General features: G+C 56.5%; 26 protein-coding genes. 19 read left to right on the plus strand and 7 right to left on the minus strand.

Translation table 11 applies throughout. From position 1 onward, the window contains the following. Nucleotides 1-7: 7 nt before the first annotated feature. The 10 genes from GG681_RS01700 to lpxB all read left to right on the plus strand — a co-directional run bounded on the left by GG681_RS01700 (nt 8) and on the right by lpxB (nt 10,024). The gene (locus GG681_RS01700) at nt 8-748 is read left to right on the plus strand and encodes an isoprenyl transferase (protein WP_153544428.1); all 741 of its coding nucleotides are present in this window, start codon (nt 8-10) and stop codon (nt 746-748) included. Continuing rightward, nucleotides 745-1,521, plus strand: a complete 777-nt coding sequence (locus tag GG681_RS01705) for a phosphatidate cytidylyltransferase (protein WP_153544430.1) — start codon at nt 745-747, stop codon at nt 1,519-1,521. The genes GG681_RS01700 and GG681_RS01705 overlap by 4 nt, the downstream gene beginning before the upstream one ends. A 367-nt stretch (nt 1,522-1,888) precedes the next feature. Continuing rightward, nucleotides 1,889-3,238: an RIP metalloprotease RseP gene (gene rseP, locus GG681_RS01710; protein WP_153544432.1), complete on the plus strand. Its 1,350-nt coding sequence runs from the start codon at nt 1,889-1,891 to the stop codon at nt 3,236-3,238. A 211-nt stretch (nt 3,239-3,449) separates the two neighbouring features. Further along, the gene (locus GG681_RS18000; RefSeq protein WP_268968964.1) at nt 3,450-3,572 is read left to right on the plus strand and encodes a hypothetical protein; all 123 of its coding nucleotides are present in this window, start codon (nt 3,450-3,452) and stop codon (nt 3,570-3,572) included. Nucleotides 3,573-3,723: 151 nt separating this feature from the next. Next, nucleotides 3,724-6,114: an outer membrane protein assembly factor BamA gene (gene bamA / locus GG681_RS01715; protein ID WP_153544434.1), complete on the plus strand. Its 2,391-nt coding sequence runs from the start codon at nt 3,724-3,726 to the stop codon at nt 6,112-6,114. Between the two features lies 1 nt (nt 6,115). Continuing rightward, a complete protein-coding gene (locus GG681_RS01720) occupies nt 6,116-6,733 on the plus strand; it encodes an OmpH family outer membrane protein (RefSeq protein WP_408057630.1) in 618 nt (205 codons plus the stop codon). 82 nt (nt 6,734-6,815) lie between these two features. Further along, the gene (gene fabZ / locus GG681_RS01725; protein ID WP_153544436.1) at nt 6,816-7,280 is read left to right on the plus strand and encodes a 3-hydroxyacyl-ACP dehydratase FabZ; all 465 of its coding nucleotides are present in this window, start codon (nt 6,816-6,818) and stop codon (nt 7,278-7,280) included. 5 nt (nt 7,281-7,285) lie between these two features. Further along, nucleotides 7,286-8,071, plus strand: coding sequence for an acyl-ACP--UDP-N-acetylglucosamine O-acyltransferase (gene lpxA / locus GG681_RS01730; protein ID WP_153544438.1), 786 nt, complete (start codon nt 7,286-7,288; stop codon nt 8,069-8,071). A gap of 10 nt (nt 8,072-8,081) precedes the next feature. Further along, complete coding sequence (locus tag GG681_RS01735; protein WP_153544440.1) at nt 8,082-8,870, plus strand: LpxI family protein; 789 nt, start codon at nt 8,082-8,084, stop codon at nt 8,868-8,870. A gap of 53 nt (nt 8,871-8,923) precedes the next feature. Further along, nucleotides 8,924-10,024, plus strand: a complete 1,101-nt coding sequence (lpxB, locus tag GG681_RS01740) for a lipid-A-disaccharide synthase (RefSeq protein WP_235899708.1) — start codon at nt 8,924-8,926, stop codon at nt 10,022-10,024. On the opposite strand, the gene mnmA is transcribed toward lpxB, so the two are convergent. Beyond that, a complete protein-coding gene (mnmA, locus tag GG681_RS01745) occupies nt 10,025-11,170 on the minus strand; it encodes a tRNA 2-thiouridine(34) synthase MnmA (protein WP_153544444.1) in 1,146 nt (381 codons plus the stop codon). 151 nt (nt 11,171-11,321) lie between these two features. Between mnmA and sciP the strand changes: the two genes are divergently transcribed. The 5 genes from sciP to GG681_RS18005 all read left to right on the plus strand — a co-directional run bounded on the left by sciP (nt 11,322) and on the right by GG681_RS18005 (nt 17,170). Then, the gene (gene sciP / locus GG681_RS01750) at nt 11,322-11,600 is read left to right on the plus strand and encodes a CtrA inhibitor SciP (protein WP_153544446.1); all 279 of its coding nucleotides are present in this window, start codon (nt 11,322-11,324) and stop codon (nt 11,598-11,600) included. A 119-nt stretch (nt 11,601-11,719) separates the two neighbouring features. Next, nucleotides 11,720-12,439: a response regulator transcription factor CtrA gene (ctrA, locus tag GG681_RS01755; RefSeq protein ID WP_153544448.1), complete on the plus strand. Its 720-nt coding sequence runs from the start codon at nt 11,720-11,722 to the stop codon at nt 12,437-12,439. Nucleotides 12,440-12,582: 143 nt separating this feature from the next. Continuing rightward, entirely contained in the window at nt 12,583-14,826 is a 2,244-nt protein-coding gene (gene ligA / locus GG681_RS01760) for an NAD-dependent DNA ligase LigA (RefSeq protein ID WP_194287119.1), read from the plus strand. Further along, nucleotides 14,823-16,910: an ATP-dependent DNA helicase RecG gene (recG, locus tag GG681_RS01765; protein WP_153544450.1), complete on the plus strand. Its 2,088-nt coding sequence runs from the start codon at nt 14,823-14,825 to the stop codon at nt 16,908-16,910. Before ligA ends, recG begins: the two co-directional genes overlap by 4 nt. Nucleotides 16,911-17,047: 137 nt before the next feature. After that, nucleotides 17,048-17,170, plus strand: a complete 123-nt coding sequence (locus GG681_RS18005; RefSeq protein WP_268968965.1) for a hypothetical protein — start codon at nt 17,048-17,050, stop codon at nt 17,168-17,170. A gap of 313 nt (nt 17,171-17,483) precedes the next feature. Here GG681_RS18005 and GG681_RS01770 read toward each other — a convergent pair whose 3' ends face one another. After that, a complete protein-coding gene (locus GG681_RS01770) occupies nt 17,484-17,930 on the minus strand; it encodes an iron-sulfur cluster assembly scaffold protein (RefSeq protein ID WP_153544452.1) in 447 nt (148 codons plus the stop codon). A gap of 68 nt (nt 17,931-17,998) precedes the next feature. Here GG681_RS01770 and hisI point away from each other — a divergent pair, with 68 nt between their 5' ends. Then, entirely contained in the window at nt 17,999-18,379 is a 381-nt protein-coding gene (gene hisI, locus GG681_RS01775; protein WP_153544453.1) for a phosphoribosyl-AMP cyclohydrolase, read from the plus strand. A gap of 81 nt (nt 18,380-18,460) precedes the next feature. On the opposite strand, the gene gluQRS is transcribed toward hisI, so the two are convergent. The 4 genes from gluQRS to GG681_RS01795 all read right to left on the minus strand — a co-directional run bounded on the left by gluQRS (nt 18,461) and on the right by GG681_RS01795 (nt 21,788). After that, nucleotides 18,461-19,309, minus strand: a complete 849-nt coding sequence (gluQRS, locus tag GG681_RS01780; protein ID WP_153545160.1) for a tRNA glutamyl-Q(34) synthetase GluQRS — start codon at nt 19,307-19,309, stop codon at nt 18,461-18,463. A 19-nt stretch (nt 19,310-19,328) separates the two neighbouring features. Then, the gene (trmFO, locus tag GG681_RS01785; RefSeq protein ID WP_153544455.1) at nt 19,329-20,672 is read right to left on the minus strand and encodes a methylenetetrahydrofolate--tRNA-(uracil(54)-C(5))-methyltransferase (FADH(2)-oxidizing) TrmFO; all 1,344 of its coding nucleotides are present in this window, start codon (nt 20,670-20,672) and stop codon (nt 19,329-19,331) included. A gap of 393 nt (nt 20,673-21,065) precedes the next feature. Next, the gene (gene speD, locus GG681_RS01790) at nt 21,066-21,428 is read right to left on the minus strand and encodes an adenosylmethionine decarboxylase (RefSeq protein WP_153544458.1); all 363 of its coding nucleotides are present in this window, start codon (nt 21,426-21,428) and stop codon (nt 21,066-21,068) included. 129 nt (nt 21,429-21,557) lie between these two features. Continuing rightward, the gene (locus GG681_RS01795) at nt 21,558-21,788 is read right to left on the minus strand and encodes a DUF1127 domain-containing protein (protein ID WP_153544460.1); all 231 of its coding nucleotides are present in this window, start codon (nt 21,786-21,788) and stop codon (nt 21,558-21,560) included. A 145-nt stretch (nt 21,789-21,933) separates the two neighbouring features. Here GG681_RS01795 and GG681_RS01800 point away from each other — a divergent pair, with 145 nt between their 5' ends. Further along, nucleotides 21,934-23,337 carry an aminotransferase-like domain-containing protein gene (locus GG681_RS01800; RefSeq protein WP_153544462.1) on the plus strand — a complete coding sequence of 468 codons (1,404 nt, stop codon included), beginning with the start codon at nt 21,934-21,936 and terminating at the stop codon, nt 23,335-23,337. 14 nt (nt 23,338-23,351) lie between these two features. Here the strand turns inward: GG681_RS01800 and GG681_RS01805 are convergent, their stop codons facing one another. Further along, nucleotides 23,352-23,921, minus strand: a complete 570-nt coding sequence (locus GG681_RS01805) for a hypothetical protein (RefSeq protein WP_153544464.1) — start codon at nt 23,919-23,921, stop codon at nt 23,352-23,354. A gap of 283 nt (nt 23,922-24,204) precedes the next feature. Between GG681_RS01805 and rplM the strand changes: the two genes are divergently transcribed. Beyond that, entirely contained in the window at nt 24,205-24,663 is a 459-nt protein-coding gene (rplM, locus tag GG681_RS01810) for a 50S ribosomal protein L13 (RefSeq protein WP_153544466.1), read from the plus strand. Nucleotides 24,664-24,668: 5 nt separating this feature from the next. Beyond that, nucleotides 24,669-25,157 carry a 30S ribosomal protein S9 gene (rpsI, locus tag GG681_RS01815; protein WP_153544468.1) on the plus strand — a complete coding sequence of 163 codons (489 nt, stop codon included), beginning with the start codon at nt 24,669-24,671 and terminating at the stop codon, nt 25,155-25,157. The last annotated feature ends 139 nt before the right edge of the window (nt 25,158-25,296 follow it).

A 25,296-nucleotide genomic window follows, 5' to 3' on the forward strand; every position in this document is an offset into this window, starting at 1 on the left:
CCCAGTCATGGCTGAACAAAAACCGGTTGCGGGGTCTGGCCAGAGGTCAGGCCCGCGTCATGTTGCTATTATTATGGATGGCAATGGCCGCTGGGCGCAGGCGCGGGGGCGGCCCCGGTTATTTGGTCACCATGCGGGGGCCAAACGGGTGCGCGAGATCGTAGAGTGCTGCCCGGAACTGGGCATTAAGTATCTGACGATATTTGCCTTTTCAACCGAGAACTGGAAACGCACCCAGGTCGAAGTCACCGGCCTGATGAGCCTGTTTCGCCGCTATATTTCCAAAGAAATGAATGCGCTCGCCGCCAAAAACGTGCGGGTGCGGTTTATCGGTGATCGCGTGCGCCTTGATGCCAAGCTGATTGACCTGATGGACAAGCTTGAGCGCAAAACAGAAAATAACGACGGCACTCATCTGACCATCGCATTGAATTACGGCGGCCGTGATGAGGTGGCCCGTGCTACCAAACGTCTGGCTCAGGACGTGGCGGCTGGAAATCTGGACCCTGAAAAGGTCGATGAAGAGACGCTGCCGCGGTATCTGGATACCCATGTGTTGCCGGATCCCGATCTGGTGGTCCGCACCAGCGGCGAAGCGCGGATTTCCAATTTTCTGCTGTGGCAGTCTGCCTATGCAGAATATGAATTTATCGACACGCTCTGGCCTGATTTCTCCAAGGAAGAGCTTGCAAGTCTCTGTGCCAATTACGGCAGACGAGACCGGCGTTTTGGAGCAGTAAAAACATGAAGACCTCTTCCCGATGGGCAGATCTGCGGCCGCGGGTGATTTCTGCTGTGGTTATGGTGGCGTTGGCTGCGCTGGCAATTGGGAGCGGTGGACTGGTCTTTACGCTGTCGATTGCATTGATTTGTGCGGGTATTCTGTGGGAGCTCGCCGCGATGTTGTGGCCGGGGCAGGGCATGCGGGCGCTGCGGTTTGCAGTCGTTGGGGGCAGCGCCGTGTTTGCTGCTTCTTTCCTGCCGCTGCTTCTGGCGCTGCCGATCCTTTTGCTGCCCGCCGTGCTTGCCTATTTGGAAGATAAAAAGGTTGGAATACGGTTTGCACCCTTTGCGATCTGGGTCATGGTGGCAGGCTTTGGTTTTATCGGGCTGCGCAATAACTTGGGGCTCGACTGGTTGCTGTGGTTGGTTTCTGTGGTCGTGGCCTGTGATGTGGCAGGGTATTTTGCCGGTAAAACCATTGGTGGCCGCAAATTCTGGCCCCGTATCAGCCCCAAGAAAACCTGGTCCGGCACCTCTGCTGGGTGGGTGGCTGCGGCCTGTGTTGGCATTGCTTTCACCGGCACGCTTGGATTTGGGTTTGGTGGCGTGGTGTTTTCCGTCCTGGTGGCGATGGCCAGTCAGGCCGGTGACATTGCCGAAAGCGCTATGAAGCGGCGTTGCCAAGTCAAAGATTCCAGCGCCATGATCCCGGGTCACGGCGGTTTGTTTGACCGCTTTGATGGCATGTTGGGCGCAAGCGCCCTTTTCATGGTGTTTCTGGCGCTGCACAGCCTGTGAGCACAAGACTTTCTAAAGGGGTTTCACCTCATGGTGAGCAGGACCCAGATTGAGTTGCACAGCGTGGGCTGAACCATATCTTTCACCAGCAAGACTTAATTGCACCGTTCCTGCGCAACATTGCTGCGCTAGATTTGGAATTGCTTAAGAAAACCGGCCAGAAAATCAAAAACCAATCCCATCGGGTGCCGTTTCCATTTTCTTGCCGCAAAGATCGGCTTTACCAGCGCTATGTATTGCGGCTGCGGGCCACAGAGATGATATTTTGCGCCAAAACGTCTGATATCAGATCTTGAAAATGTGATGTATGCGAACCATCTCGCCACTAAGAGCCTGAGAGATGGTTTGTCAGAAATAGGAATGGGCCTTGGATATCGTCTCACTCTTGCCGCAGGTTGGCGGCTTTGCCTTTACCATCGTGACCTTTGTGGCAGTTCTGTCGGTGATCGTCGCCGTACATGAATATGGCCACTATATTGTGGGCCGCTGGTCGGGCATCCATGCAGATGTGTTCTCGCTTGGCTTTGGCCCGGTGCTGTGGAGCCGCGTGGACAAGCGGGGCACCCGCTGGCAGGTGGCGTTGCTGCCCTTTGGCGGCTATGTGAAATTTCGCGGCGATGCAAATGCGGCCTCTGGTAAAGACGAAGAGGCCATGACAGAGGCTGCGGATGATCCCGTGCGTCTGCGCTCAACCATGCATGGGGCGCCGCTCTGGGCGCGCGCCGCAACCGTTGCTGCGGGTCCGGTTTTCAACTTTGGTCTTTCTGCGATTATCTTTGCTGCGGCGATCTACACCGCAGGCACCGTGCGCGAACCGCTGACCGTGGGTGAGCTGGTGCCGCTGCCTGGCGTGCAAAATGAGCTGCGTGAAGGGGATGAAATCGTCGAAATCGCAGGCAATCCAATCCCCGATTTTGATGACGCTGACGCCTGGCGCACGTTTTCCGATGCCATTCCCGCCGCCGCGTCGCTGCCGTATGAAGTGCGCCGCGATGGCAAGCAGATCACAGTGAACGGCCCGGTGCTGTCACCTGCGCATGTGCGCTCGCTTGCGCCGCGCAGCGCGGCCGATGAGGCGGGCGTTAAGGCGGGAGATGTGATCACCGCTGTGGATGGCAAAAACATTTTTGCCTTTGATGAGCTGAAACAGATCGTTGAAGGCGGCGAAGGCAAGCCGCTGCTGCTAAACATCTGGCGCGACGGCCAAACTATCGAAATGGTGCTGGTGCCGCGCGCCACCGATGAGCCGCAGCCCGATGGCGGGTTTGCCACCCAATGGCGCATTGGTATTGCTGGCGGCATGGCCTTTGATTTCGAAACGGAGCCAACCGGCCTTGGCAGCTCTATCACTGGCGGGATCTCGCAGGTGGGTGCCGTGATCGAAATGTCGCTCTCTGGTTTGAAACATATGGTTACTGGCGCGATCAGCACCTGCAACCTGTCTGGCCCGATCAGCATCGCGGAAACCTCCAGCTCGGTTGCAAAACAGGGCGGAGAGAGCTTCCTGCGTTTTATTGCGGTGATCTCTACGGCTGTGGGCCTGTTGAACCTGTTCCCGGTGCCCGCGCTTGATGGCGGCCATCTGGTGTTTTACGCCTATGAGGCCGTATCCGGCCGCCCGCCAAGCGACCGCGCGTTGCAGTTCCTGATGAGCATCGGAATTACGCTGGTGCTGGGCATGATGATATTTGCGCTCAGCAATGATATCTTCTGCTGATAATGATCCGGGGCTGCCATTGGCGGCCCCTTTTCTTTTGGGGCAGGCTGTGACCCCCTTGCGTGGGCGGCAGCGGCGATCTGCTGGCCCTTTTGTCAGCTCAGCGGCCTGATTCTGGCCCGCGTGCTGCCCCAGTCTTGCCTCATTTCATGGCTACCTTTTGTTAACCGCTGCAATTGGGCAGTTGTGTGAAATTTGGCTGGGGGCCAAAATGGGGTCTGTAAATTTCAATCTGAACGGCGTTCACCTGCTGCTGCGTCTGAACGCTGACCGCCTGCTTTTTGTGGGTGCTATCGCGCTGTCTTTGGGCATGGCGTCGATGATGATCGGCTAGCTATCCACGTGGTCGCGGCACGCCGCGGCCGCAATCGTGGATTTTACGACGCTTAACCGACTCTTCTTCATGTTAATGTTTGGTTAGTTTTGACATCGGCTCTCAAACCCGATACGCACGTTTTAAAAGCAGCGAATAGCGGGTTAGAGAGATGGCAAGGGGTTTTTCTACAGGTACATCCTGTGGCGGTGGGCAAAAACGTTCCAAGATTTTGTTGCGCAATGTATCGGCGTTGACATTGGCGGTGGCCTTGGGGCTCTCCTCCATGCCGGATGTTGCGGGCGCGCAAAGTTTCCAATTCAACAACGTTCGGGTTGAAGGAAACCAGCGGATCCAGACGTCCACCATCGTGGCCTACACTGGCATCCAACAGGGCCGGGCGGTGAGCGCCGGTGAACTGAACGATGCCTATCAGCGCATTCTCGACAGTGGCGTATTTGAAACCGTTGAACTGGTGCCCAGCGGCAATACGCTGGTGATCAAAGTCACCGAGTTCCCCACAATCAGCCGCATCGCTTTTGAAGGCAACCGGCGCATCAAGGATGATGCGCTTGAAGCCATCGTCGAATCCGCGCCCCGCCGTGTCTTTAACCCCGAAGTGGCTGAGCGTGACGCAAACCTGATCGCTGAGCTCTACAGCGCCCGTGGCCGTATCGCTTCGCAGGTGAGCCCGCGTATCATTCGCCGCAACGACAACCGTGTTGATCTGGTATTTGAAATCGCTGAAGGCGACACCACCGAGGTGGAGCGCGTGTCATTTGTGGGCAACCGCAAATATTCTGACCGCCGTCTGCGCCGGGTGCTGGAAACCAAACAAGCGGGCTATCTGCGTGCCTTTATCAACAAAGACACGCTGGTTCAGGACCGTATCGAATTTGACAAACAGGTTCTGCGCGATTTCTACCAGTCGCGCGGCTATGTGGACTTCCGCGTCAACAGCGCCAATGCTGAACTGACCCCAGAGCGCGACGGCGTGTTCCTGGTGGTTGACGTGACCGAAGGCCAGCAGTTCCGCTTTGGTGACATCTCTGTCACCAGCGAAGTGCCCGAAGCTGACGCCGATCTGTTCCAGTCCAAGCTGAAACTGAAAACCGGCGGTGTCTACAACCCTGCGCTGGTCGACAGCGAAATGGTCAAGCTGGAGCGCCTCGCGGTGCGCCAGGGCATTGACTTCCTGCGAGTTGAACCGCGCATTCGTCGCAACGCTGAAGATCTGACCCTGGATCTGGAGTTTGCTCTGGTACGCGGTCCACGCGTGTTTGTGGAACGCATCGATATCGAAGGCAACACCACCACGCTTGACCGGGTGATCCGTCAACGTTTCCGCACCGCAGAGGGTGATCCCTATAACCCGCGCGAAATCCGTGAGACTGCGGAACGTATTCGTGCGCTTGGGTTCTTCTCTGAATCTGATGTAGATGTGCGCGAAGGCAGCAGCGAAGATCAGGTTATCGTTGATGTGGATGTGGTGGAACAACCCACCGGCTCCTTGTCCATCGGTGGCTCATTCTCTGCTGAAGATGGTATTGGTGTTGCTCTTGGTCTCAGCGAAAACAACTTCCTGGGTCGTGGTCAGCGTCTGAGCCTGAACGTCTCAACCGCCGAAGAAAACCAGTCCTACTCGCTTGGCTTTACTGAGCCGCACCTGTTGGGCCGTGAGCTGTCATTCAATCTTGATCTTGGCCTGAGCACCAGCGATTCAAGCTTTGCAGCCTATGATTCCGAGCGCATCTTCTTTAGCCCCTCGCTGACCTTCCGCGCCAACGAAGACAGCCGTTTGCAGATCCGCTACACGTGGGATTCTGATGAGCTGATCTCACGCGGAACCAATTCTGCTGGCGATCCGCTGGCTGGCCCGGTGATCAGTAATGAAATCGCGCAGGGCGAACGCACCGCTAGCTCGGTTGGGTTTACCTACACCTTTGACAGCCGAATCAACGAAATTGACCCAACCCGTACCTTCCTGTTTGAAGTGGGCGCGGATTATGCCGGTCTGGGTGGCGATTCCGAATACATCCGCAGCACCGCGCGGATCGTGGCGCAAAAACGCGTCTTCAACGAAGAAGTCACCCTGCGTGCAACCGTTGAAGCAGGCGCTTTCCAGTGGGAAGGCAGCGGCTCCAGCCGCACCATTGATCGCTTTGTGCTTGGCCCGGATCTGATCCGTGGTTTTGATCCCGGCGGGATCGGCCCTCGTGACCAGTCCACCACCGGTTCAACCACCTATGATGACTTCCTGGGCGGCAACTACTATGCGGTTGCGCGCTTTGACGCGGAATTCCCGCTGGGTCTGCCAGAGGAATTTGGCCTGCGCGGTGGCCTCTTCTATGACATCGGCAACCTCTGGGGGCTGGATAACACGGATCTTTCCGGTGCGGGCAACGTGGTTGGCCGTGGCGGCTCCTTCCGTCAGGTTGTGGGTTTCTCGCTCTTGTGGACCACCGGCATTGGCCCGCTGCGCTTCAACTTCTCCAAGGCGATCAAAGCCGAGGATTTCGACGAAGAGCGCAACTTTGACCTGACGCTGCAAGCCCGGTTCTAACGTGATCCACACAGTCTCTGTGTCTTTGAAATTCGCCCTCGGTGCCGCCCTGATTGGGGCGCTGCCGGGGGTATCTGCTTTTGCGCAAACAGCTGAACCGCAGCCTCATTTGGGCTTTGGTGGTGCATCCTTGCAAATGGGGGTGCCGCTCAGCGGGGTTCTGACCCTGCGCTCGGATGTCTTGTTCAACGAAAGCGCCTTTGGTCAGCGCATTGCGCGCGAAATTGACGCCGAAGGTGCGGTGCTAACGGCAGAGAACCGCCGGATCGAGGCAGAGCTGCGCGCCGAAGAGCAGGAGCTCACCCGTCGTCGCCCGGATATGGCGCCCGAAGATTTTCGCCGTCTTGCTGATGCCTTTGATGAAAAAGTGCAGCAAAATCGCCGCGCACAAGACACAAAACTCAGCGAAATCAATCAGATGAACGAAGACGCGCGGCGTGAATTTCTAACCGTGTCGCTGCCAGTGCTGCAGGAAATTATGCGCGAAGCAGGGGCAGGGGCGATCTTGGAGAAATCCAATGTATTCCTCAGCAGTGATGCCGCTGACATCACCCAGCTCGCCATTCAGCGGGTGGATGCCGTCCTTGGCGATGGCAGCACCAGCCGCAATCGCGAATAAATAAGACCAGCTCACGGCTTGCCCCCTTGGGGCAGCCTTGCTAGGCACATCTTAAGATAACAAAAAACCGCAGGAAACTGTTATGACGTCCGAACTCAAAAGCGCCGATATCCATCTGATCCAACGGATCTTGCCCCACCGCTACCCGTTTTTGCTGGTAGACAAAGTGGTTGATATCGATGGCTACAGCTCTGCGCGCGGCATCAAGAACGTCACCATGAATGAGCCGCACTTCCAGGGCCACTTCCCCGGAACCCCGATCATGCCCGGCGTCACCATCGTTGAAGCGATGGCGCAGACCTCTGGTGTTATGCTTGGTGTTGGCATGGATATGATCGACACTGAATTGTTGATCTATTTCATGAACATCGACAACTGTAAGTTCCGCCGCAAAGTGGTGCCCGGTGATGTGCTGGAAATGAATGTCACCACCACCCGCGGCAAACTTGGCGGTAAGATTTTTAAATTCCACGGTGTGGCCACCGTTGATGGTGAAATTGCGGCCGAGGCCGATTTCACCGCTATGGTTGACCGTCAGCAAGGGTAACTGCCATGTCCACAATCCATCCCAGCGCCATTATCGAGCCCGGTGCCAAAATCGGCGACGGTTGTGAAATCGGCCCCTTCTGTATTGTTGGCGCCGAGGTTGAGCTGGCCGACCGGGTTGTGCTGAAATCCCATGTGGTGGTGACCGGTGTCACCACCATTGGCGAAGAGACTGTAATCTTTCCCTTTTCCGTCATCGGTGAGATCCCGCAAGATCTGAAGTTCAAAGGTGAGAAATGCAGCACCAAGATCGGTGCGCGCAATCGCATCCGTGAACATGTCACCATCAATGCAGGCACCGAAGGTGGTGGTGGTGTCACCCAGATTGGCGACGACGGGCTGTTTATGGCCGGCTGCCACATTGCCCATGATGCGCAGGTTGGTGATCGGGTGATTGTGGTCAACTCTGCGGCAGTTGCAGGTCACTGCGTGCTCGAAGATGATGTAATCATTGGCGGGCTTTCTGGCATTCACCAATGGGTGCGTATTGGCCGTGGTGCTATTATCGGCGCGGTTACAATGGTCACCAATGATGTCATTCCTTACGGTCTTGTGCAGGCCCCACGTGGCGAACTTGACGGGCTCAACCTTGTTGGTTTGAAACGCCGTGGGGTGCAGCGCTCTGATATTACCGCGCTGCGGGCCGCGTTTCAGATGCTTGCGCAGGGTGAAGGCACCTTTCAAGAACGCGCACGTCGCATGGGCGACGAAACCGATAGCAAATATGTCGAAGAAATTGTTGCCTTCATCACTGGTGAAAGCGACCGTTCCTTCCTGACACCCGGCGGATAAAGGCGAAGTTATGATTGCACTGATAGCTGGACGCGGCGCTCTTCCACGCGAAATCGTTGCAAATTTGCCGGTGCGCCCGCTGGTTTGTGCAATGATGGGATCAGAGCCGGATCAGCTCCAACCGGATCTGGTGTTTCGCTTTGAACAGCTTGGCAGTTTCCTTGCTGAGCTGAAAAACCGTGGTGTATCTGAGATCTGTCTGGCGGGTGCCGTCAGCCGTCCCTCGGTTGACCCGGCCGCCATTGATGGCCCAACCCTGCCATTGGTGCCTGTCCTTCAGGCGGCTTTGGCGCAGGGGGATGATGGTGCTTTGCGTGCGATTATCGCGATCATGGAGGAGGCAGGCTTTGCCGTGCGTGCCGCCCATGACATCGCACCAGATCTACTGTTGGCCGAAGGGGTCTATACCAAGGTCCAGCCCGGTGAGCTTGATAAACCTGATGCAAAACGCGGCGCTGAGGTGGTGGCTGCAATGGCCGCCGCTGATGTGGGGCAGTCCTGCGCCGTGCGCAACCATCAAGCCATTGCAGTAGAAAGCATTTTTGGCACAGACTGGATGTTGCAAAGCCTGGTGGAACGGCCTGACGGGCAGGGCGGGCTATTGTTCAAAGCCCCAAAACCCGGCCAGGATCGTCGTGCTGATTTGCCCACCATTGGCCCTGATACGGTTGTTGCCGCAGCCGCGGCCAAGCTTTCAGGCATTGTGATTGAAGCCGACGGCGTGATTGTGCTCGACCGTGCTGAGGTCATTGCCAATTGTGATCGCCTTGGATTGTTTTTCTGGGTGCGCGCGGCGTGAGGGTCTTTATCCTCGCAGGGGAGCCATCGGGTGATCGTCTTGGCGGTGCCTTGATGGCGGGGCTGAAACAGCTGATGCCAGATGTGACCTTTGATGGGATCGGTGGCAGCCTGATGCAGGAACAGGGGCTGGTCTCCCGCTTCCCGATGGAAGAGCTCTCGGTGATGGGCATTGCCGAGGTGCTGCCCAAATATCGCCATCTGAAACGCCGCATCCGCGAAACCGCTGATGCGGTGATTGCATCGAAACCGGATGTAATGATCACCATCGACAGCCCGGATTTTTCCCTACGTGTTGCAAAGCTGGTCAAGGCAGGATCTGACGTGCGCACCGTGCATTATGTGGCACCCTCGGTCTGGGCCTGGCGTCCCAAGCGCGCGGAAAAGATGGCAAAATGCATCGATCAGGTGCTGGCGCTTTTACCGTTTGAGCCACCCTATATGGAAGCGGCCGGGATGGCCTGTGATTTTGTTGGCCACCCGGTGGTCAATGAACCTTTGGCGACAGATGCCGAAATCGCTGAGTTTCGCGCCGCCTACGGCCTGACAGATACCCCCTATATGATTGCACTGCCCGGATCGCGCAGGTCTGAGGTCAGCCGCCTTGCGCCGGTCTTTGGTGATGCGGTCAGGGATTTTGTTCTAAAACACCCTGATATGCGTGTGGTTGTGCCAGCCGCAGCGCCGGTTGTGCCGCTGGTACAGGAAAATCTGCAAAGCTGGCCTGACAATACAATGCTGCTGGATCCCACAAAGCTGGATGCTGACACCGCCAAGGCCCATAAACGCGCGGCCTTTGCTGGGGCTGATCTGGCGCTTGCGGCCTCTGGTACTGTGTCGCTGGAGCTGGCGCAGGCCCAGACGCCTATGGTGATTGCTTATAATTTCAACTGGCTCACCTGGCAGATCATGAAACGCATGGCGTTGATTGATACCGCCACTTTGGTGAACCTTGTGAGCGACACCCGCGTTGTGCCCGAATGCCTTGGCCCCGATTGCCAGCCACATCTGATTTCAGAAACGCTCAGCGCGGTGGCCGCCAACCCCAAGGCGCAGATTGACGCTATGGCGCTTACGATGCAGCGGCTGGGACAGGGCGGCGAAGCGCCGGGCCTGCGTGCCGCCAAAGCGGTGCTGGCCCGGCTGAAGAGCTGATCAGTGGCCGCGCCAGATCCAGCCACCGCCAAAGATGCGGCTGTCTTCATTGGCGTAGAACACACAGGCCTGACCCGGCGAAATTCCCGCTTCTGGTGTGAACAGCTCCACTTCGGCCTCGGTCTCTGAGATCGGGCGAATGATCGCTTCGCGTGGTGGCCGGGTGGAGCGGACCTTTACCTTCAGGTGCCACTCTTTGCGCGACATGAACGGCTCGTCTCCCAGCCAGTTGATTTCGCGCACAGGTACAGTGCGCGTGGCCAGCATCTCTTTTGGCCCAACAACCACGTGTTTCTTATCAACGTCGAGCTTCACCACATACAAAGGTTCACTCAACCCGCCGATGCCAAGACCGCGGCGCTGACCAACCGTGTAGTGGATCACACCGTTATGCGTGCCCAAAACCCGGCCATCCGCATGTACAATGTCACCAGGTTCCGCAGCACCTGGGCGCAGTTTTTCGATCACGCTGGCATAATCGCCATCGGGGACGAAACAGATGTCCTGGCTGTCAGGTTTATCGGCAACCGCCAGACCGTATTCCGCCGCCATCTCGCGGGTGGCATCTTTTGACGGCAGATGCCCCAGCGGGAAGCGCAGGAAGTTCAACTGATCTGGTGTGGTAGAAAACAGGAAGTAGCTTTGATCACGATTGGCATCTTCGGCACAATGCAGCTCGGGCCCGTTTGGTCCATCCTTGCGCTGAATGTAATGGCCGGTTGCCATGCAGTCTGCTTCAAGATCTTTGGCGGTTTCCAGCAGGTCTTTAAACTTCACCCGCTCATTGCAGCGAATGCAGGGAACCGGGGTTGCACCACCCAGATAGCTGTCAGCGAACTCATCAATCACCGCATCTTTAAAAATGTTCTCATAATCCAGAACGTAATGCGGGAAGCCGCGCTCTTCGGCAACGCGGCGCGCGTCGTGGATATCGATACCCGCGCAACACGCCCCTTTTTTCGCCAGCGCCGCACCATGATCATAAAGCTGCAGCGTGACGCCAACCACGTCAAAGCCCTTATCTGCAAGGTATGCCGCGACAACAGAACTATCCACGCCGCCCGACATGGCAACAACAACCCGCGTCTCGGATGGCGGTTTGGCAAAGCCAAGCAGGTTCACAGGGTGATCATTATCCAGCGCCATGTGGCGAATCCTTCGGGTCAAGAGTGGAGGCGTCGCAGAATATAGGAAAATCCTAAAGACTCTCAAGGGGCGTGGTTCATGTATCGTTAAACCAAAGCGGGGAACTTTGCTCTCGGATCAGAAATAACATGCTCCGAAGAAGGATAGGGTAATGTTTTTAAAGAAAGTTGATGGACCCCGCGCGGTAACTTTGCCCGATGGCACCATCATGACACGTGCGGACCTGCCGCCCGAGAAAACCCGTCGTTGGGTGGCCTCACGCAAGGCTGCTGTGGTGCGCGGCGTGCTTTATGGGCTGATTCCCCAATCCGAGGCCTTGCGTCTTTATGGGCTCAGCGAAGAGGAGTTTCGCAGCTGGGTTGCAGCCGTCGCCGACCATGGCGAAGAGGCGCTCAAGACCACACAGCTTAAAAAATTTCGAAATTCGTAGAAAAACACAGGTTTACACCGCCAATATAAGAATTAACAATTATGGTAACGCGGCATTAACCTTTTTCCATCACGGTTAACACAACCTGAGGGAAACAGAGTACAGGCGGAGACTTCCATATGCGCATTCTTTTGGTCGAGGACGATCCAACAACAGCAAAAAGCATCGAACTGATGCTCACCCACGCAAACCTCAACGTCTATTCGACGGACCTGGGGGAAGAGGGGATCGACCTGGCGAAACTCTATGACTACGATTTGATCCTGCTGGATCTGGGCCTTCCTGACATGAACGGCCACGAGGTGCTGCGCCAGTTGCGCATGGCGCGGATCGAAACCCCGATCCTGATCCTTTCCGGCGCGGATGATACTGAAAACAAAATCAAAGGTTTTGGTTTCGGCGCGGACGACTATCTCACAAAACCCTTCCATCGCGAAGAACTGGTGGCGCGTATTCACGCCATTATCCGCCGCTCCAAAGGGCATTCCCAATCCATCATCAAAACCGGCAAGATCTCGGTTAACTTGGACGCCAAAACCGTTGAGGTTGAAGGTAAAACCGTGCATCTGACCGGTAAGGAATATCAGATGCTGGAGCTGCTTTCCCTGCGCAAAGGCACCACGCTGACCAAGGAAATGTTCCTTAACCATCTCTATGGTGGCATGGATGAACCTGAACTGAAAATCATCGACGTATTCATCTGTAAGTTGCGTAAAAAACTCAGCAACGCGACGGGCGGCGACAATTACATCGAAACGGTCTGGGGCCGTGGCTATGTTTTGCGCGACCCGCAAGAGGATCAGATGGCGGGTGATACCCCAATGGCAGTTAGCGCCTGAAAGCCTGATGACGGCCAAGCCGCTCCTGCGGATTAGTAAAACGTAAATAAAAGCCCAGAGCTCGGCTCTGGGCTTTATATTTTCACTCGACCTCGGTTTCATTGCGCCCTACACCGGATGGTGAGAACGAAAAGGGATCACAGATGAACCAGACGATTGGAAATCTGTCGCCAGAAGAGGCAAAACAGCAATTTTTGCAGCTTCAAAGCCAGTTGGATGCGGCGGATCTGGCCTATCACCAAAATGATGCTCCGATCATGTCGGATGCAGACTATGATGGGCTGCGCCGCGAATTTGATGCCTTTTTGGCTGCGTTTCCCGCACTTGCTCCGTTGTCGACGCGGTCTGCACTGGTGGGCGCGCCGGTCAGTAGCGGCTTTGAAAAGGTCCAGCACGCGGTGCGAATGCTGTCGCTTGGCAATGCGTTTGAAGACGAAGACGTCAGTGATTTTGCCAAGGGCATTCGCAAATATCTTGGTCTCAGCACAGATGACGCGTTGCCGTTCACCGCAGAGCCCAAGATTGACGGGCTTTCGCTGTCGTTGCGCTATGAAAACGGTACGCTGATCCAGGCCGCCACCCGTGGGGATGGCGCTGAAGGTGAAAATGTCACCGCCAATGCGCGCACTATTGCTGATATTCCGCAACGTATTGAAAACGCACCCGAAGTATTGGAAGTGCGCGGCGAAGTCTATATGAGCCACGCAGCGTTCGAAGCCTTGAATGCGCGCCAGGCCGAGGCCGGTGACAAGATCTTTGCCAACCCACGAAATGCCGCTGCGGGCAGTTTGCGCCAGCTCGATGCCAGTATCACCAAGGCACGCCCTTTGCGTTTCTTCGCCTATGCCTGGGGGGAATTGTCGGAGCCTCTGGCAGAAACGCAATTTGATGCGATCAAAAGATTTTCGGACTTTGGCTTTCAGACCAACCCGCTGACCCAACTTTGCGACACGCCAGAGGCGCTGATCAGCCACTATAAATCGATTGAAGCGCAGCGTGCGACGCTAGGCTATGACATCGACGGCGTTGTCTACAAGGTTAACGATCTGGCGCTGCAGGCCCGCCTTGGCTTTCGTGCCACCACGCCGCGTTGGGCGATTGCCCATAAATTCCCGGCCGAGCTCGCCTGGACCCGGCTTGAAGCGATCGACATTCAGGTTGGCCGCACCGGCGCGCTCAGCCCGGTTGCGCGGCTGACACCGGTGACCGTTGGTGGTGTGGTTGTCTCCAATGCGACGCTTCACAACGAAGACTATATTGCGGGGCGCGATTCCAAAGGTGGCACCATCCGTGATGGCAAAGACATCCGTATCGGCGACTGGGTGCAGATCTATCGCGCCGGTGATGTGATCCCCAAAGTGGCGGATGTCGACCTGAATAAGCGGCTGGAAGATGCTGTAAAATATGTATTTCCTGAGATTTGCCCTGAATGTGGTAGCCCGGCCATCCGCGAAGAAGGCGATTCTGTGCGCCGTTGCTCAGGCGGCATGATCTGTCCCGCGCAGGCAGTTGAAAAGCTGAAACATTTTGTCTCCCGCGCGGCCTTTGACATCGAAGGGCTTGGCAACAAGCAGGTTGAACAGTTTCACGGCGATTGTTGGATTAAAGAGCCCGCGGATATCTTTGACCTGCAATCAAAATACGGCACTGGGCTGCAGCAGCTCAAAAACAAGGATGGCTGGGGAGAGAAATCCGCAGAAAACCTCTTTGCCGCGATTGAGCAAAAGCGCATAATCCCTTTGCGTCGCTTCATTTTCTCGCTTGGTATTCGTCATGTTGGTGAGGTTGCGGCCAAAGATCTGGCAGCGCACTACGGCGATTGGTCTGCACTGACGGCTGCGCTGGATCTGGCGCGCCCGGCCGCGCTTGCCCATCGTGCTGCCGACAAGGCCGAAGAAGAAGAACGCGCCGCGGCGCAATCCGAAGGTCGCCGCCCGAAGATCAGCGATAACCGGGCCAAAGCGATCAGAGCCTGCGCTGTCGCCAACGAGGCCACCGCCGCCTGGGAAGAGCTGATCAACACCGATGGCATTGGCCCGGTGTTGGGGCTGTCGCTTTCGGATGCGTTGTCCATTCCGGATGAGCGCGCGGCGATTGACCGTCTTGTTGCCCAGTTGCAGATCGAAGCAATGGCCAAACTTGTCACCAGCGACAGCCCGGTTGCGGGCAAAACCGTGGTCTTTACCGGCACGTTGGAGAAAATGACCCGCGCTGAGGCCAAGGCACGTGCCGAAAGTCTGGGGGCCAAGGTCTCTGGTTCGGTGTCAAAAAAAACCGATATTCTGGTTGCGGGCCCCGGCGCGGGATCCAAGGCCAAAAAGGCCGCAGATCTGGGCATTCTGACCATGGACGAAGACGGCTGGCTGGAGCTGATTGAACAGGCATGAGCGGGCGTCCGGAGATCCTGTTTCCCTTGTTTGCTGGGGTCGAAACCTTAACCGGGATCGGCCCCAAAATCGCGCAAAACATGGCGCAATCTGATATAGAAACGCCGCGTGACCTACTGTATTCACTACCTTATTCCCTAGTGAATCGGCAACGACGCGAAACAATTCAAGGGCTTGAATTTCCAACGGTTGCCACGGTTGAGATTGAAGTGCTGCGCCACCAACCTGCGCGCAATCGCAGCGGAGCGTATCGCGTTTTGGTGCGTGACGCAGAAGTGGAATTCCAGTTGGTGTTTTTCCACGGCCGCAGTCGCTACCTTGAGGCGCAGCTGCCGGTGGGTGCGCGGCGTTTGGTGTCCGGCAAGCTTGAGCTGTTTGATGGCAGTGCCCAGATGGTTCACCCCGATCACATGGTGGCGGCGGCTGAGGCAGATCAGATCCCCGCGTTTGAACCGGTTTACCACCTGTCGCAGGGGCTGACGCAGAAAACAATGTTCAAGGCGACCCGCTCCGCTTTGCAGAAAATCCCAGATCCTAGCGAGTGGATTGACCCGTCTTTGCAAAAAGACAAAGCCTGGCCCGATTGGGCCACAGCATTGCGTTTGGCCCATGCGCCGGAAAGTTTGGATGCGGTCAGCAGCAGTGATCCGGCCCGCAGTCGTTTAGCCTATGATGAACTCTTGGCGCATCAGTTGACGCTGGCCCTTGCACGTCAGATTGAGCGCAAACAACCCGGTATCCCAACGCGTGCAAGCGGCGCATTGCAGCGCAAGGTTCTCGCGGATCTGCCGTACCGACCCACCAATGCGCAGGCGCGTTCCATTGATGAAATCAGCACGGATATGGCCGCGCCGCACCGGATGAACCGCTTGCTGCAGGGTGATGTTGGGTCCGGTAAAACTTTGGTTGCTTTCATGTCCTTACTGGTTGCAGTTGAAGCAGGTGGGCAGGGTGTTTTGATGGCCCCAACCGAAATTCTGGCCCGTCAGCACATGGAGGGGCTGCAGCCCCTGGCCGAAAGCGCAGGCGTGGTGATTGAACTGCTCACCGGGCGCGACAAGGGCAAGGAACGACAGGCCAAATTGGCGGCCTTGCTGCGGGGTGATATTCATATTCTGGTTGGGACGCATGCGGTGTTTCAGGCTGATGTAGTGTTTGCTGATCTGCGCATTGCCATCGTTGATGAACAGCACCGTTTTGGCGTGCGTCAACGGCTGGAGTTGGCGGAAAAGGGCAAGGGTGCGGATGTTTTGGTGATGACGGCCACGCCGATCCCGCGTTCGCTGGCACTGGCGCAATATGGCGATATGGATGTTTCGGTGCTGGATGAAAAACCACCGGGGCGCAAGCCGATCAAAACCGCAGTGATGAGCACGGAACGCATGGCCGAGGTGGTGAACCATCTGCGCCGCGCGGTGGACGAGGGGCGGCAATGTTACTGGGTGTGCCCGCTGGTGGAAGAATCCGAGCTGGTGGATCTGGTTGCCGCTGAAGAGCGGTTCAAACATCTGCGCGCTGAGCTGGGGGATATCGTTGGGCTGGTGCACGGTCAGATGGCCAATGACGCCAAAGACACCGCCATGGCCGATTTTCAGGCAGGCAAAACCAAGGTTCTGGTGGCCACCACTGTGATCGAGGTAGGGGTCAACGTGCCCAACGCCACCATTATGGTGATTGAACGCGCCGAAACCTTTGGTCTGGCGCAGCTGCACCAGCTGCGGGGGCGGGTGGGGCGCGGCTCTGCCCAATCCAACTGTCTGTTGATGTATCAGGCGCCGCTCAGCGACAATGGCCAAAAGCGGCTTGAGGTTTTGCGCGAAAGCGAGGACGGCTTCCGTATTTCCGAAACTGACCTGCAAATGCGCGGGGCAGGCGATATGATCGGAACGGCGCAATCCGGCCTGCCGCGGTTTCAGATCGCTGATCTAGAGCGCCAGTCAGATCTGATGGCGATCGCGCAAAGTGATGCGCGTGCCTTGCTAAATCAGGATCCAAGCCTGCAATCAGAGCGTGGCCGCGCCGCACGGGTGCTGCTGTGGCTGATGAAACAGGATCAGGCAATCAGGCTGATTTCGGTCGGCTGATCTCCTTGTTCTTGAGATGTTCCAAAAAATTCTGCGCAATGTTCTCATAAAGTTCTTTACACGACTCGCTTCACATGAGAACAAAGTAGCAACAAAAGCGTCACAGAACGCAGACACCCTGACTGGAGGCCTGAAATATGATCGCGCAGCTCAAACAAACTGTTGAGAATACACAAGGAACCCTGCTGCAAGACGCCATTGGCGCGGCGGCGCTAGTGGTGATGCTGGTGGCGGCGCTGCATCTGCCCGGTCTGATTTAAACCCGTATTGAGAACATTTCGTGAATATCTGAGATTGCGTCCCATTTCGCAGCGCCTGTTCCTGTCCCGAACGGTAAAACGCGAGCCTGCCGCGCGCGTCCCGGCTTTATAGCCATCGCACTGCAAAAGTCCCGTTGGTGACGCACACCTGGCCGCCGCATCTTTATGCGGCGGTCTTTTTATGTGCTCTTAACTGCAGCCCGCCGTTCATTTGGCGCAAAACACCAGGTCTGCGCAGATCCATTGGATCTGGCAGCTGTTCATTGGTCTATTGGATGAATTGTTGCGGATCTGTGCTGGAAATCGGATGATTTCAGACGTTGGCGTGGATCTGGGCCAGCGCCTCAAGACTGGCATCCAGCGCCAGAAGGATCGAGGCATGGCGGTTCTGGAATTCTCGCGCAGGGATCAGCACCTCATAGCCGTCAAATGGCGCATCCGGCACGGGGCCGTCTTCGCGCAGCATCGCCTTCAGCTGATCACGCGCCACCTGCAGCTCTGCCGGGCTGCGGCCCACAACAACATGGCCCAGCACTGCCGCAGAGGCCTGACCCAGCGCGCAGGCTTTCACGTCCTGGCCAAAGGCGCTGATCTTGCCGTCTTCCAGTTTCAGATCCACAGTCACGGTAGATCCACACATGGGTGAGCGTTTCTTGGCGCTGGCATCGGGTGCATCAAGACGCTCCAGATGCGGAATATCCGCCGCCAGTTCGAGGATCTTTTGCGAGTAGAGTTTGATCAGATCTGTTTCGCGCGTCATATGTCTCTTTCGCCTTGGAGGGCTTTTCCTGTGCCTTGGTTTGCCTTACATAGGGTGCCAACACCCAGATGCAAAAGGTTTTTACCATGTCATTTGACCCCACCACATTGCGCTATAATGAGGCAGGCCTGATCCCCTGTATTGCACAGGATGAAACCAGTGGCGAGATCCTGATGATGGCTTGGATGAATGTGGAAAGCGTACAAAAGACGCTGGACACCCGCAAAGTGACCTATTGGTCGCGGTCACGGCAAAGCTTTTGGATCAAAGGGGAAAGCTCCGGCCATACGCAGGAGTTGGTTGATTTGCGTCTTGATTGTGATCGTGACTGCCTATTGGCGGTGGTGCGCCAGGAAGGCCCTGCATGCCACACCAATCGCCGTAGCTGTTTTTACACCGCCGTGCGCGATGGTGAAGAACATGAACTTATGACACCTATGGTCATGTAAACGCTGGAAATAAATTTTTAAGGGCCCTTTGGGCCCTGCCTCCGGCGGGAGTATTTTTAAAAAGGTGAAAGGCGCGGTGCTTTAGTTCAAGCCTACAAGCGCGCGGATGTCTTTGGGGCTGGCGCCATCTTCGCGGTATTTCGCAATGGCGCGCGCATCGTCACGTTTGGCCAATCGCTTGCCCTGATCGTCGCGGATCAGTTCATGGTGGTAATATCGCGGCGTAGGAAGATTGAGCAGCTTTTGCAGCAGCACATGGATCTGGGTGGCCTCAAACAGATCTTCGCCGCGGCTGACCTGGGTAATGCCCTGGTCTGCGTCATCCACCACCACCGACAGATGGTAGGAGCTGCCCATATTGCGCCGCACCAGAATGAAATCACCAACCCCATCGATAAGAGACTGATCCAACAATTCATGGCGGCCGTGAAAGCAGGGACCGTCCTCATTAAACGCCGCAGAACCAATCTGTTGCAGAGCTTTTTCAACGTTTAGCCGGATCACATCACCCTCTTTTTTGCTGTCCATGCTGCGATGACGGCAGGTGCCGGGATAGATGCGCCCATCGGGGCCAAACTGTGGCACGCCTTCCTGTGGTGCAGCCGCAGCGGCTTCGATATCCGCGCGTTTGCATGAGCAAGGGTAGGTAAGCCCCTGTTTTGACAACTCATCCAGCGCCTGTTGGTAGCGCGTTAACCGGTCAGACTGGCGCAGAACCGGTGTGGGCCAGCTGAGCCCCAGCCAGGCAAGATCTTGATAGATCTGCGTTTCCCAATGGTCGCGGGCGCGGGATTGATCAATGTCTTCAATGCGCAGCAAAAACAGCCCGTTAGACTCTGATGCGAGGCGCTGCGTCAGCAGTGCAGAATAGGCATGACCTAGATGCAGCGGTCCCGTAGGAGACGGAGCAAAACGCAGGCGCGGGGTCATGTCATCCTGGCTCATGCGATCAGGCAAATTGGGTGAGCCAGCCGCTCCAGGCTTCTTTCGCCCGATCTGTATAGGCTTTGTAGCGATCCTTGCGGCCGCGACGTCCACCTTTTAGGCCTTCGACCGGACGGAACAGGCCAAAGTTCACATTCATCGGCTGGAAGGTTTTGGCCTCAGCGCCGCCAGTAATATGGTGGATCAGTGCGCCCATGGCGCTGTCTTGTGGCACCTCTGTCAGATCTTGGCCCAGAATTTCCGCCGCGGCCATCCGCCCCGCCAGCAATCCCATTGCCGCGCTTTCCACATAGCCTTCAACCCCGGTGATCTGGCCTGCAAAGCGGATGTTTGGTTTTGATTTCAGCCGCATCTGCGTATCAAGCAGCGTGGGGGAATTGAGGAAGGTGTTGCGGTGAATGCCGCCGAGGCGGGCAAAACGCGCATTCTCCAATCCTGGAATCATTTTGAAAACATCTGCTTGCGCGCCGTACTTCATCTTTGTCTGAAAGCCGACAATATTAAACAGCGTCCCCAGCGCATTGTCACGGCGTAGCTGCACCACCGCATAGGGTTTATCGTCTGGCGCATGTGGGTTGGTCAGGCCAACCGGCTTCATCGGGCCATGGCGCAGGGTTTCACGGCCACGTTCCGCCATCACTTCAATCGGCAGGCAGCCATCAAAATAGCCCGCGGTTTCACCTTCGTGAAACTCGGTCTTATCCGCGGCCAAAAGCGCGTCGATAAAGGCTTCGTGCTGATCCTTTGTCATGGGACAATTCAGATAAGCGGTGCGCTCTTCCTCGGTCTCACCCTTGTCGTAGCGCGATTGCATCCAGGCTTTCGACATATCGATGCTCTCGGCATAGACAATCGGCGCGATGGCATCAAAAAACGCCAGCGCCTCGGCGCCGGTTTCGCGCTGGATCGCCGCGCCCAGATCCGGCGAAGTCAATGGCCCGGTGGCAAAGATCCACTGGCCCTCATCGGGCAGCTCTGTCACTTCTTCATATGAGACGCTGACATTGGGCAGCGCTTTCAGCTTAGCGGTGATGCTTTCAGCAAAGGGATCACGATCCACCGCCAGCGCGCCACCCGCGGGCAGACGATGTTCACCTGCGGTGGTCATGATCAGCCCATCCGCCTTGCGCATTTCCCAATGCAAAAGACCCACCGCGTTTTGTTCATCATCGTCCGAGCGGAAGGAGTTGGAACAAACCATTTCCCCCAGGTTCCCGGTTTGATGGGCAAAGGTTTCCACCTTGGGCCGCATTTCATGCAGCACCACGTTTACGCCCATGTTTGCCGCCTGCCAGGCTGCTTCGGATCCGGCCATGCCGCCGCCAACGATATGAAGTATCTGTGTCATGAGCTGCCAAATAGGGCAGCCATGGGGTTAACGCAACGGGGCGCGGTGCAAATGCGGCAATTTCCTGACGTTTGGGACGTGGTTCTGAAATATGCGCCATTTTGCACATATGTATATGTCCCGCGCCAAGCGGAACAGTTTACATGCAATTTTGCGGGGATTTTGGGGCTGCAACTGTGGGTATTTGTAACCCGGGGTGAGAGACCCGGTTGGAGAGACCTTCCACAGTTGCAGCCCAAATCGATAAAGGTGTTAGCCTTGCCCGATCTTTGCCATGATGTTGCCCAAATTGAAAGGCTCACCTTGGAAACAATATGTGCGCAATGGTAAACAAAGACTAAAATTTTCAGAAAATCTGCAAACCTGCGGCCGCAAACGTGATTTACCCAGTCTTTAACGCCCGCGTGGGACTTCGCGCACCGTGATGTCGTCGCTTTCAAAATAGGTTTTGATCACATCAATCGCTGCGTGTGGATTGGTGTTGCCGCACATAAATACGTCAAATGCGGCAAACCCCTGTTCGGGCCAGGTGTGGGCTGAAATATGGCTTTCCGCCAAAAGCGCAACGCCCGTCACCCCGTGGGGGGCAAAACGATGGGTATGACAGCGGATCAGCGTGGCACCGCAGGCCTCTACAATGGCGTGAAAGGCCGCTTCAATCCGCGCCGTGTCATCAAGGTGGCTGCCATTATACAGATCAATAAGCAGATGTAGCCCATTGGTGTGGTGATGCGGCGCGGCGGTGTTAAGGGTCATTGGGGTCTAATCTATCATCAGCTGAAACACGCAATTCCAAAGGTCTTGCGCATACAGCACATATGAAATCCAGCCTGAAATAAAAAGAGGCCGGACAAAGCCGGCCTTGAGTGGTTCTGGTCCCGGGGATCAGGGGAGCCAGAACGGAAGAGTGCTTTCGCGCCGTGCGTCATCACGGCTGATACCAATGTCCTTAAGCATGTGATCATCCAGCTCGGCCAGATGTTGGCGCGTACGGCGGCGTTGGCTCCATTTTGTCATCAACACAGCAACCGCCAGCGCCAGCTGCGCAGGCATCGGCAAAGGTGCGCTGGCAGAGAGAAAGGCGATATGAGGGTGGGGCTGAGTAGCATGTGACATGGTGAACCTCGCTTTGTATCGTGATGATCTTGAATGTTATGGGTCTTGTATCGTTACGATCCGTGTCATTGTTTCGTATTGTCAGGACTTGTTTCGTGTATTCCGGTACAATATGAATGACTCGAATGTCCAAAGAAGGATTGTCATGAGTACAATATGGGGCGCTGACCTTGGCAAGAAATCCGGACCCAAATACCGACGGGTTGCGGAAACGATCCGAGGGGCTGTGGAAAGCGGTGCGCTAAGCGTGGGCACCAAATTGCCGCCAGTGCGGGAACTGGCCTATCAGCTGGCGATCACGCCGGGCACGGTGGCGCGCGCCTATACTGTTCTCACCGATGAAGGGATCCTGGTGGCCGAAGTTGGGCGCGGAACCTTTGTTGCGGAAAAGAAAACATCGATACAAGATGACGTCTGGTCCCGCCAGCTGCACCTAAAAGAAGAGAAAAATCCCAATCATGTCAGTCTGTTCAGTCCTCGTATCGCCGATATGGGGCAGGTGGCTGCAATCCGTGAAGCCCTGCGCAAAGTTGCGGAAAGCGACCCCAATAAGCTGCTGAACTACCCGACCCGCGATGCCTATCTTCCGGTGCGTCATGCGGCGGCAAAATGGCTGTCGAACTCTCCCATTGGCCCGGTGGATGAAAACGATGTGGTGCTGACCCACGGCGGCCAAAACGGGTTGATGATCACCATGCAGGCCTGTTTGCGTGGCCCGCACCCGGTGGTTCTGGTGGAAGATCTCGCCTATGCGGGCTTTCGCCGTGCGGCAGAAATGTTACGAGCCAATGTGGTTGGTGTGGCGATGGATGAACATGGGCTGCGCCCAGACCTGCTGGAACTGATGATCCGCAAGACCGGAGCGACTGTTCTTTGTACCAGCCCCGAGGTGCACAATCCCACCGCATTGTTCACCCCATTGGAACGGCGTCTCGAAATTGTAGAGGTGGCACGTCGACACAATCTGCAGATCATCGAAGATGATTGTTACCGTCTTGGCGAAGCCCAGGCGCCCAGTTACCGTTCATTGGCGCCGGAACTGGCCTGGCATGTGTCGTCAATTTCCAAGCTGCTGACCCCGGCCTTGCGCATTGGGTTTGTGGTTGCCTCACAAGGTGGCGCAACTGCGCTGCGCCGGGCTGCAGAATACAGCTATTTTGGCCTGGCTCAGCACAGCGCCGAACTGGTGCGCATCTTGCTCGAAGATCCGCGGATGCCGAAACTAATGGATGATGTGCGCGGAGAAATGGCGCGATATGTGCGGGCTGCGGTCAATGCGCTTGGCGGGTTTGACATCACCTGGAGCCCGGATGTGCCCTTTATCTGGCTCAGCCTGCCGGGGGGATGGCGGGCTGGCTCGTTCACCCGCGCCGCCGAAGCAGAAGGCATCCAGATCCGTTCCGCTGATGAATTTGCCCTGCGCGATGGCCGCGCGCCCCACGCAGTGCGCATTGCGGTGAACGCACATGTATCGATCAAGAAATTCGAAGAGGCCATGCTGCGCCTGCGTGCGCTCTTGGACAATCCACCAGAGCAAATCAGCGGCTGATTTATTCCGCCAGTTTATTCAGCCTGCGCTCCGGTCTCTGTCTCATCCGCCTGCAGGGCCATCTGCTGCAACATCACTGGCGGGATCGAATAGACCCAGATGTCGCGCTTTACTGCCAGACCCGCGGTCAGCGCCGACACCAGCAGCCCGCTTGGCGTTGGGGCGCCAAACACCGGCGTGTTGGGAATAGGGGTGATCTGCACGCCGCCTGCAAGCACGGCATCCGCCCCATGGGGGGCTTCGCATTTCACCGTGCCCCGGGTGGGGCGCGCGGTGAATTTTGGCAACGCCAGCGTGCGGGGGGTGGTGAAGCTCAGGTAGAATTCACCAGTTTCAATGATGCATTTTGCGCCCGCAATCTCTTCGCGCAGCTCAGAGGGGCGGGGGCTGCCGACCACTGTATCGGGCTTTGCACGGGGCACATAGCTGCGCACGGTGATTTCCTGAAATCCGGTAATGCGCTTGTTGTTGATGCCGGGGTTTTTGATTGCAACCGTTTCCGGCGCTTCGCCAGTGCCATCTACCGCCGTGCACCCTGCCACAGCCGTTAGAAATAAAACTGTAGCAATACTGGGCCGGATCACAACGCTTCTCCATCAATTGGCCTTTCTGTTAACTGTGCACTTGGCGCGCGGCAAGCCTGAACTGCGCCCATGCAGCCCAGCAGCCGTAAAAACGCCGATTTGTGATGCTATCCGGCAAAATAACATGGGGTATTTTGATACCTATTTTATAAGTGATTGATTTTGCGCCATTAAAATAGATTTGTGCATATTGACCGCTGCCAGCGAAGCGCTTAAACCCCCTCCAGCGAATACGGATGCGCACACATCGTGCCATTCTCACGACAAACAGGATTGACCTGATATGAAAACCTTCTCTGCTACTCCAGCAGACATCGACAAGAAGTGGATCATCATCGACGCCGAAGGCGTGGTGCTGGGCCGTCTTGCCTCGATTGTCGCCATGCGCCTGCGTGGCAAGCACAAGCCGTCCTTCACTCCGAACATGGATATGGGCGACAATGTGATCGTGATCAACGCCGACAAAATCCAAATGACCGGCAAGAAGCGCGACGAAAAGTTCTACTGGCACACCGGTCACCCCGGCGGCATCAAATCCCGTACCAAGCAAGAGATCCTTGAAGGTGCGCACCCTGAGCGCGTGGTCTACCAGGCCGTTAAGCGCATGCTGCCAGGCAACCGCCTGTCCCGCAAGCAGATGACCAACCTGCGCATCTATGCCGGCACCGAGCACGGCCACGACGCACAGAGCCCCGAAGTTCTGGACGTTAAGTCCATGAACAAGAAAAACACCCGGAGCTAATATCAATGGCTGATCAGATCACTACTCTCGAAGAGCTGAGCGCCGTTGCAGGCGTTGAATCCCCCGCCGCAGAAGAGCTCACCCCGCGTGAGCCCGTCCGTGACGAGCTGGGCCGTTCCTATGCCACTGGTAAGCGTAAAGACGCTGTTGCCCGCGTTTGGATCAAGCCGGGTTCCGGCAAGGTCGAAGTCAACGGCAAAGAGCTGAACAAATACTTCGCCCGTCCGGTTCTGCAGATGATTCTGCGCCAGCCGTTCCAGGTTGCCGGTGTTGAAGACCAGTTCGACGTATACGCCACCGTAAAAGGCGGCGGTCTGTCCGGTCAGGCCGGTGCGGTTAAGCACGGTATCTCCAAAGCGCTGCAGCTTTATGATCCCTCCCTGCGTGGCGCCCTCAAGGCTGCTGGCTTCCTGACCCGCGACTCGCGTGTTGTTGAACGTAAGAAATTCGGCCGCCGCAAAGCGCGTCGTTCCTTCCAGTTCTCCAAGCGTTAATCGCTCGCAGACTTGCAAAGATTTTCGAAAGGGCTCGCTCAGGCGGGCCCTTTTGGTTTGTGGATACATCCACCGTCGTCACGACTATCATATGGTCAATACCCAAAGCCTTGGATCCCGCGTATAGTTGATGCCATTC

The organism is Tritonibacter aquimaris (assembly GCF_009617595.1).
GTDB classification, from domain to species: Bacteria; Pseudomonadota; Alphaproteobacteria; order Rhodobacterales; family Rhodobacteraceae; genus Epibacterium; species Epibacterium aquimaris.

Coding starts and splice junctions, on each gene's coding strand:
- GG681_RS01700 (WP_153544428.1), top strand. CDS start 8: ATGGCTGAACAAAAACCGGTTGCGGGGTCTGGCCAGAGGTCAGGCCCG.
- GG681_RS01705 (WP_153544430.1), top strand. CDS start 745: ATGAAGACCTCTTCCCGATGGGCAGATCTGCGGCCGCGGGTGATTTCT.
- GG681_RS18000 (WP_268968964.1), top strand. CDS start 3,450: ATGGGGTCTGTAAATTTCAATCTGAACGGCGTTCACCTGCTGCTGCGT.
- bamA (WP_153544434.1), top strand. CDS start 3,724: ATGGCAAGGGGTTTTTCTACAGGTACATCCTGTGGCGGTGGGCAAAAA.
- fabZ (WP_153544436.1), top strand. CDS start 6,816: ATGACGTCCGAACTCAAAAGCGCCGATATCCATCTGATCCAACGGATC.
- lpxA (WP_153544438.1), top strand. CDS start 7,286: ATGTCCACAATCCATCCCAGCGCCATTATCGAGCCCGGTGCCAAAATC.
- GG681_RS01735 (WP_153544440.1), top strand. CDS start 8,082: ATGATTGCACTGATAGCTGGACGCGGCGCTCTTCCACGCGAAATCGTT.
- lpxB (WP_235899708.1), top strand. CDS start 8,924: ATGGCGGGGCTGAAACAGCTGATGCCAGATGTGACCTTTGATGGGATC.
- mnmA (WP_153544444.1), bottom strand. CDS start 11,170: ATGGCGCTGGATAATGATCACCCTGTGAACCTGCTTGGCTTTGCCAAA.
- sciP (WP_153544446.1), top strand. CDS start 11,322: ATGTTTTTAAAGAAAGTTGATGGACCCCGCGCGGTAACTTTGCCCGAT.
- ctrA (WP_153544448.1), top strand. CDS start 11,720: ATGCGCATTCTTTTGGTCGAGGACGATCCAACAACAGCAAAAAGCATC.
- ligA (WP_194287119.1), top strand. CDS start 12,583: ATGAACCAGACGATTGGAAATCTGTCGCCAGAAGAGGCAAAACAGCAA.
- recG (WP_153544450.1), top strand. CDS start 14,823: ATGAGCGGGCGTCCGGAGATCCTGTTTCCCTTGTTTGCTGGGGTCGAA.
- GG681_RS18005 (WP_268968965.1), top strand. CDS start 17,048: ATGATCGCGCAGCTCAAACAAACTGTTGAGAATACACAAGGAACCCTG.
- GG681_RS01770 (WP_153544452.1), bottom strand. CDS start 17,930: ATGACGCGCGAAACAGATCTGATCAAACTCTACTCGCAAAAGATCCTC.
- hisI (WP_153544453.1), top strand. CDS start 17,999: ATGCAAAAGGTTTTTACCATGTCATTTGACCCCACCACATTGCGCTAT.
- gluQRS (WP_153545160.1), bottom strand. CDS start 19,309: ATGACCCCGCGCCTGCGTTTTGCTCCGTCTCCTACGGGACCGCTGCAT.
- trmFO (WP_153544455.1), bottom strand. CDS start 20,672: ATGACACAGATACTTCATATCGTTGGCGGCGGCATGGCCGGATCCGAA.
- speD (WP_153544458.1), bottom strand. CDS start 21,428: ATGACCCTTAACACCGCCGCGCCGCATCACCACACCAATGGGCTACAT.
- GG681_RS01795 (WP_153544460.1), bottom strand. CDS start 21,788: ATGTCACATGCTACTCAGCCCCACCCTCATATCGCCTTTCTCTCTGCC.
- GG681_RS01800 (WP_153544462.1), top strand. CDS start 21,934: ATGAGTACAATATGGGGCGCTGACCTTGGCAAGAAATCCGGACCCAAA.
- rplM (WP_153544466.1), top strand. CDS start 24,205: ATGAAAACCTTCTCTGCTACTCCAGCAGACATCGACAAGAAGTGGATC.
- rpsI (WP_153544468.1), top strand. CDS start 24,669: ATGGCTGATCAGATCACTACTCTCGAAGAGCTGAGCGCCGTTGCAGGC.